A 786-nucleotide genomic window follows, 5' to 3' on the forward strand; every position below is an offset into this window, starting at 1 on the left:
GAAGTGTTAGCGAGGATATATCGTTGGCGACATGAAATATTTCGCCGACACGTCGCTCAAGCGAAGCGAATTTTATACTATCTTCTAAAATTTGATCTGTAGATATTTTCAGGTGAACAGTAAAATCTAGGATTTATATATGGAGCAAATTTTATGTACTCCATAGTAAACTTAGGAATACCAAATTCTTTAGGTGCAATTTCATCTACTCCAAAGTAAATTACTATTCCCTCATCAGTTAAATAGAAAGATTGGTCATCAGCAATCTCTACAGTTGCATCAGGATAGTATAAATCTTTATTTTGATTTATTTTATAATTAACGTAATTAGTGATAACTTTTAGATAATCAATATTAGGATTAAAAACACTACCAATAGTAAATTCATTTCCAGTTAATAAATCAAAGTTATAATTATTTAATTCATCATATTTAGGGCCCTCATTATTAACAAAAGCCATAAGGCTAACTATAGTACTTAATATATGATTTTTATTAAATGGAACTGCAAAATTTGTAATCACATTATACTTTGACAATGGTTGATTACTTTGAGCATTATCAGCATTTACTTGCTTTTCTTCATCTACTAATCCATTTTTAAATGTAAATACATCGGAATTTATTGTTGAGCTTATATTGTTAAGAATATTTTGATTTACATTGAAATTAGTATTTTTTAAATTAAAGAAAGACGGATACTGTAGTGTATAAGAAAATGTCTCTGATGTTTGTGTATCTTCATTAAATTTTACATAGATAGGATTGTATAAACAGCTATCAGCT

Annotated in this window: 1 protein-coding gene; it reads right to left on the reverse strand. The window is 27.6% G+C overall.

The features are described 5' to 3' along the window. Nucleotides 1-77 precede the first annotated feature (77 nt). Nucleotides 78-761 (reverse strand): DUF3298 and DUF4163 domain-containing protein, encoded by a 684-nt coding sequence (locus G3997_RS03510; RefSeq protein WP_296649320.1) that lies wholly within the window; start codon nt 759-761, stop codon nt 78-80. Between the last annotated feature and the right edge of the window lie 25 nt (nt 762-786).

Origin of the sequence: Romboutsia sp. 13368, from assembly GCF_018336475.1 — a bacterium.
GTDB lineage: Bacteria > Bacillota > Clostridia > Peptostreptococcales > Peptostreptococcaceae > Romboutsia.